This window comes from Dietzia sp. DQ11-71 (assembly GCF_014144995.1).
Taxonomy (GTDB): Bacteria; Actinomycetota; Actinomycetes; order Mycobacteriales; family Mycobacteriaceae; genus Dietzia; species Dietzia kunjamensis.
Map to the genome: position 1 here is coordinate 1 of NZ_JAALDT010000385.1, position 5,279 is coordinate 5,279.

The 5,279-nt window shown below is 72.5% G+C and carries 5 protein-coding genes and 1 pseudogene; 2 read left to right on the plus strand and 4 right to left on the minus strand.

Annotated elements, in window-relative coordinates:
* The 3 genes and pseudogenes from G6023_RS13030 to G6023_RS13040 all read right to left on the minus strand — a co-directional run.
* Positions 1-290: pseudogene (locus tag G6023_RS13030) on the minus strand (TIGR02569 family protein); the annotation flags it as partial.
* Between the two features lie 26 nt (positions 291-316).
* Positions 317-1,546: a ThiF family adenylyltransferase gene (locus G6023_RS13035; RefSeq protein ID WP_182635897.1), complete on the minus strand. Its 1,230-nt coding sequence runs from the start codon at positions 1,544-1,546 to the stop codon at positions 317-319.
* Positions 1,543-2,553 (minus strand): DUF3152 domain-containing protein, encoded by a 1,011-nt coding sequence (locus tag G6023_RS13040; RefSeq protein ID WP_182635899.1) that lies wholly within the window; start codon positions 2,551-2,553, stop codon positions 1,543-1,545. Before G6023_RS13040 ends, G6023_RS13035 begins: the two co-directional genes overlap by 4 nt.
* A gap of 151 nt (positions 2,554-2,704) precedes the next feature.
* Between G6023_RS13040 and G6023_RS13045 the strand changes: the two genes are divergently transcribed.
* Positions 2,705-3,370 (plus strand): TetR/AcrR family transcriptional regulator, encoded by a 666-nt coding sequence (locus tag G6023_RS13045; RefSeq protein ID WP_182635902.1) that lies wholly within the window; start codon positions 2,705-2,707, stop codon positions 3,368-3,370.
* 51 nt (positions 3,371-3,421) lie between these two features.
* Here G6023_RS13045 and G6023_RS13050 read toward each other — a convergent pair whose 3' ends face one another.
* A complete protein-coding gene (locus tag G6023_RS13050; protein WP_067712332.1) occupies positions 3,422-3,649 on the minus strand; it encodes a DUF3107 domain-containing protein in 228 nt (75 codons plus the stop codon).
* 287 nt (positions 3,650-3,936) lie between these two features.
* On the opposite strand from G6023_RS13050, the gene G6023_RS13055 reads away from it, so the two are divergent.
* Positions 3,937-5,279, plus strand: a 1,343-nt coding sequence (locus tag G6023_RS13055) for a DEAD/DEAH box helicase (RefSeq protein WP_241727857.1), incomplete at its 3' end; no start/stop codon positions are given.

The following is a 5,279-nucleotide window of genomic DNA, read 5'->3' on the forward strand; positions in this document are numbered from 1 at the left end:
GCCTCGGGGCGACCGGACACCACCCGGTCGGCGCGCCAGCCGGACACGACGTGGCGTCCATCGGTCGAGCGGACGGGGAGGGCCACCCGTAGCCCCGTCACGTCCAGTTCCTCCCGGACCCGGGCGGACCAGTTCGCCAGCGCCGTGTCCGCGACGGGGCGGAGCACGACGGCGGCACCGGAGGTGGACACCAGCCAGCCGGTCCCGGAGCCGGCGACCACGGGGACGGCCGGGCCGTCCGTCACGCCGAACGCGCCACGGACGTGCTCGGGGACCCTCGCATCGTTCACGCCGCCCACGCTACCCACCTCCTCGGTCAATACCCGGGCAGGGACGGGTCGACGTCGCGTGTCCACGCGTCGATTCCGCCCGCCAACGACCGAACGCCGGTGAATCCGGCCCCGGACAGGGTCGTGGCGGCGCGCGCGGAGCGCACACCGGACTTGCAGTAGAGGACCAGGCGCCCCCGGGCGGCGGCGCGACCGAGGACACCGGTGGGGTCCGCGGCGTCCTCGGCGACCGAGTCCAGGGGCACCCACACCGACGGCTCGATCCGGGCGATGGACCGCTCACCCGCCCCGCGGACGTCCACGAGGACCGGGGCGGCAGCGCCGGGGGACCCCGCCTGCGTCAACTCCTCCGCGAGCTCGGCGGCGGTGACGACCGGCACGGCCGCCGGCCCGGCCGCCGGCATCTCGCAGGAGACGTCGTCGGCCCCGTCGGGCAGTCGGGTGACCGGCTCCCTCGACGGGTCCGGTCGGATCGTCACCGCCCGGTGGGTCGACTCGAGCAGATCCATCAGGACCAGGCGTCCGAGTAGGGGCCGGCCCGCTCCCGTGACGAGCTTGACCGCCTCCATGGCCATCATCGACCCGACCGTGCCACACAACGCACCCACGACCCCGGCCTCGGCACAGCTGGGCACCGACCCGGGAGGCGGTGGGGACGGGTAGAGGTCCCGCAGGGTCACCGGGTCGGCGGGCGCCGGTGGGCGCGACCAGAACACGGCGAGTTGCGCCCGGAAGCGGTCGATGGTCCCCCAGATGAGCGGGATCCCCACGATCTCGCAGGCGTCGGAGACCAGGTACCTGGTCGCGAAGTTGTCGCTGCCGTCGATCACCAGATCATGGCCCTCGAGAAGCGACTCGATGTTCAGGGCGTCGAGTCGGGCGTGGATCGCGTCGACCCGGACCCCGGGCGCCAACTCGGCCAGGCGGTCCCTCGCCGAGTCCACCTTGGGTCGGCCCACGGCCCCGACGGAGTGGATCACCTGCCGGTGCAGGTTGCCGAGGTCCACCTCGTCGTCGTCGACGACCGTGATCCGCCCGACACCCGCCGCGGCGAGGTACATGAGCACCGGGGCACCCAGGCCGCCGGCACCCACGACGAACACCGACGCGGCGCGCAGGCGACGCTGCCCCTCGTCGCCGATCGCGCCGAGCAACAGGTGCCGCGAGTACCGTTCCCGCTCGTCCCTCGTCAGCTCCGGTACCGGGTCCACCAGCGGGGGAAGGCCGCGGTCCCCCGGTCCGCCCGCGGCGGTCATCCCGCCACCGGGGGTCCGCCGGGGAACGGCCACGCGTTGTATCGACACGTGTCGTCGTTGTCCGGGACCACGCCCTCGGGATCCAACTGGTGGATGTCGCCGTTGTTCACGCCGAACGTCTGCTGCATCATGATCGGCGCCAGTGCGCCGTCCGCGGGGCACGGCTCGTGGGCCGGGTAGCCGATCGCGTGGCCGACCTCGTGGTTGACCAGATACTGCCGGTAGGACCCGATGTCGCCCTGGAACGACCTCGCTCCCCGCACCCAGCGCGCGAGGTTGAGGTACACGCGCCCGGTGGCCGAGTTGTAGCAACTCGCCTCGAGTTCGATGTCGTACCCGCAGTTCTCGCGGACCGTCATGGGGCTCGCCAGCGAGACCCGGAACGCGGGCTCGTCCCCGGCGATCCGCCGGAACGCGACGGCGCCGTCGGCCGTCCAGCTCTTGGGGTTGGCCAGGGTCGCGTCGACCATCCTGGCGACCGAGTCGTCCCCGCCGAAGTCGACGGTGTCGATCCCGTCCTCGACCTCGACCGTGTAGCTGAACTGCTCGGCCGTCGGGCGTCCCACCGGATCGGTGCCGCCGGGCACGATCCTGAACTCCCCGCTCGCGGCCCCGATGAAGGAGCCGCCCTCCGGCAACTCACCACTGGGCGGGACCTCACCGGCCGCGGGCACCCCGACCACGGCCGGGGTCTCCTCCGCCCGGACCACCCGGTCCTCGTCCGACGCGCCCGGCGAGACGATCGCGTCCCCGATCACCAGGGCGGTGAGCACCACGAGCACCGGGATCGCGTACGCGCGCCAGCCCCAGGTGGCCAAGAACCTGCCGACCGGGGTCTGCCGACGCAGGTGGTCCCGGGATCCGGGCACCGACCGGCGGCGCCCCGGGGTCGACTCCTGCGGGTCCCACGGCGCGCGCAGCGGCTCGCCGTGCGGAGGGTAGTACGGGGGTCGCTGACGACCCTCGGCGTCCGCACCGCCCGGCGTCCGGCGACGGCCGTCGCTCATCCGTACACCTCCACGTCCACTCCTGAAGTCAAGGCCTACACGATCCCACATGAGGGGTGAGGCGCCTCCGCCCGCACTCCGCGGCTGCGGGTATTGTCCGTCTGGCCCGGACGCCTGTCGACTCCCGCCCGGGCGGAGAAGGAGCCAGCAGATGACGAGCCCGGACGGACCCTTCCCGGCCGCACCGGGCCGCACCCGAGCGGCCCGACTCCCCCGCGGGGCCCGGCGCAGCCAGTTGATCGACGCCGCCGGGACCGTGTTCGTCGACCAGGGCTTCCACGCCTCCGGGATGGATGACATCGCCGTCCTGGCCGGCGTCTCCAAGCCGGTGCTCTACCAGCATTTCGACTCCAAGCGCGATCTGTACATCGAGGTGCTGCGCCACCATGTCGACGAACTGCTCGGGCGCATCCGTGCCGCGCTGGACTCGACCTCCGACAACCGGCGCCGGGTCGAGGCGGCCGTCGACACGTTCTTCGCGTACGCCGACGCCGACACCCGCGGGTTCCGGCTGGTCTTCTACTCCGAGTCCGGTGATGAGGACGTCCGGCGGGAACTCGACAGGGCCACCGACGGGTGCATCGACGCGGTCCACGACCTCGTCCGCGGGGACTCCGGGCTCGACGCCCACCGCTCGCGACTGCTGGCCGTCGGACTGGTCGGGGCCAGCCGGGTCAGCGCCGGACACTGGCTCGACGCCGGCCGACCGATCCCCCGCGCGGACGCCGTCTCGACGACGGTCACGCTGTGCTGGGGCGGCCTGTCCAAGATCCCGCGTCACGGAGGGGACCGGACCGACTCGGACGACCAGGCCTGACCCCCGGGGGTCGGGGCCGCGAGGGCGGACCCCGGCCCGGGGTTCACTCCCTCAGGAGAGGAACCCGACCGCGCGGCGCGCGGTCTCGCCGATCTCGACGTACGCCACCCGATCGGTGGACACGAGGTAACGGCGCCCCTTCTCGTCCTCGAGCTCGAGTACCGCCTTGGCCTCCGCGGTCAGGGCCGCCTCGACGCGCTTGTACACGTCCTCCGGCGTCATCCCGGTCTTGAACACGAGCTCACGGTTGCTGTCGGCGATGCCGATCTTGACCTCCACGGTGCCTGCCCTTCTCGTCGTAGGCGCATGTCACGCCGTCATCGGCGGTGCGTGCGGTCCAGGCTAGCCCGACGCGCTCGAAAGGCGGCGGCACGGGATAGGATGTGTGCACGTGGATCACTCCCCGGGTCCGGATCGCTCCGGCGCCGGGCGTGACAGGTCCCGTGGAAATGTGCGCGCGCCCCGCTCGCGAGGCCGGACCTTGTGCGGCCCGAACCATCCGCGCGCGAGACGAGAAAGGCACCGCCCTGTCCACCACAGATGTCACCACCGAAGAAGTCGACGGCATGGCCACGACGACCGCCGTCGTCGACGCCCCGTCCTCCGACTCCTCCCCCAGCTTCGCCGAGCTCGGCGTCCGCCCGGAGATCGTCACCGCGCTCGCCGAGCGCGGGATCACCCACACGTTCGCCATCCAGGAACTCACCCTCCCGCTGGCACTGGCCGGATCCGACCTCATCGGTCAGGCCCGGACCGGCATGGGCAAGACCTACGGGTTCGGCGTCCCGCTCCTCCACCGCATCGCCACCGGCGAGGCGACGAGGACGCTCGACGGCACCCCCCGGGCGCTGATCATCGTCCCCACCCGCGAGCTGTGCGTCCAGGTCACCCAGGACCTCAAGATCGCCGCGACCGGCCTCACCGCGCCGGCGGCCTCCGGGTCCGGCACCCGCCCGCTCAAGGTCCTCGCGATCTACGGCGGAACGCCGTACGAGCAGCAGACCGAGGCCCTGGAGAAGGGCGTCGACGTGGTCGTCGGCACCCCCGGCCGCCTGCTCGACCTCGCGAACCAGTCGAAGCTCGTGCTGGGCAAGGTCGAGGCCCTCGTCCTCGACGAGGCCGACGAGATGCTCGACCTGGGCTTCCTGCCCGACATCGAGAAGCTGCTGCGCATGGTCCCGGAGAAGCGCCAGACCATGCTGTTCTCGGCCACCATGCCCGGCCCGATCATCACCCTGGCCCGCACCTTCCTCACCAAACCCACCCACATCCGCGCCGAGGCCGCCGACTCCGGCGCCACGCACGAGAACACCACCCAGTACGTCTACCGGGCCCATTCGCTCGACAAGCCCGAGGTGGTCTCCCGGATCCTCCAGGCCGAGGGCCGTGGCGCCACCATGATCTTCTGCCGCACCAAGCGCACCGCCCAGAAGTTGGCCGACGATCTCGCGGAGCGCGGCTTCCGGGTGGGCGCCATCCACGGCGACCTCGGCCAGGGGGCGCGTGAGAAGTCCCTCAAGGCGTTCCGCTCCGGTGACGTCGACGTCCTCGTCGCCACCGATGTCGCGGCCCGCGGGATCGACGTCGACGATGTCACCCACGTCATCAACTACCAGTGCCCGGAGGACGAGAAGACCTACGTGCACCGGATCGGCCGCACGGGCCGCGCCGGACGCACGGGTGTCGCCGTCACCCTCGTGGACTGGGACGACCTGCCCCGGTGGGGCCTGATCGACAAGGCCCTCGGACTCGGGTCCGGTGAGCCCGCCGAGACCTATTCGACGTCCCCGCACCTGCGGTCCGATCTCGGGATCCCGGAGAGCGCTGGCGGACGCGTCGGCGCCCCCACCGGGACCGGCTCCGGCCGCCGCCCGGCCGACCGCGACTCCCGCGGGCCCGCCCGGGAGTC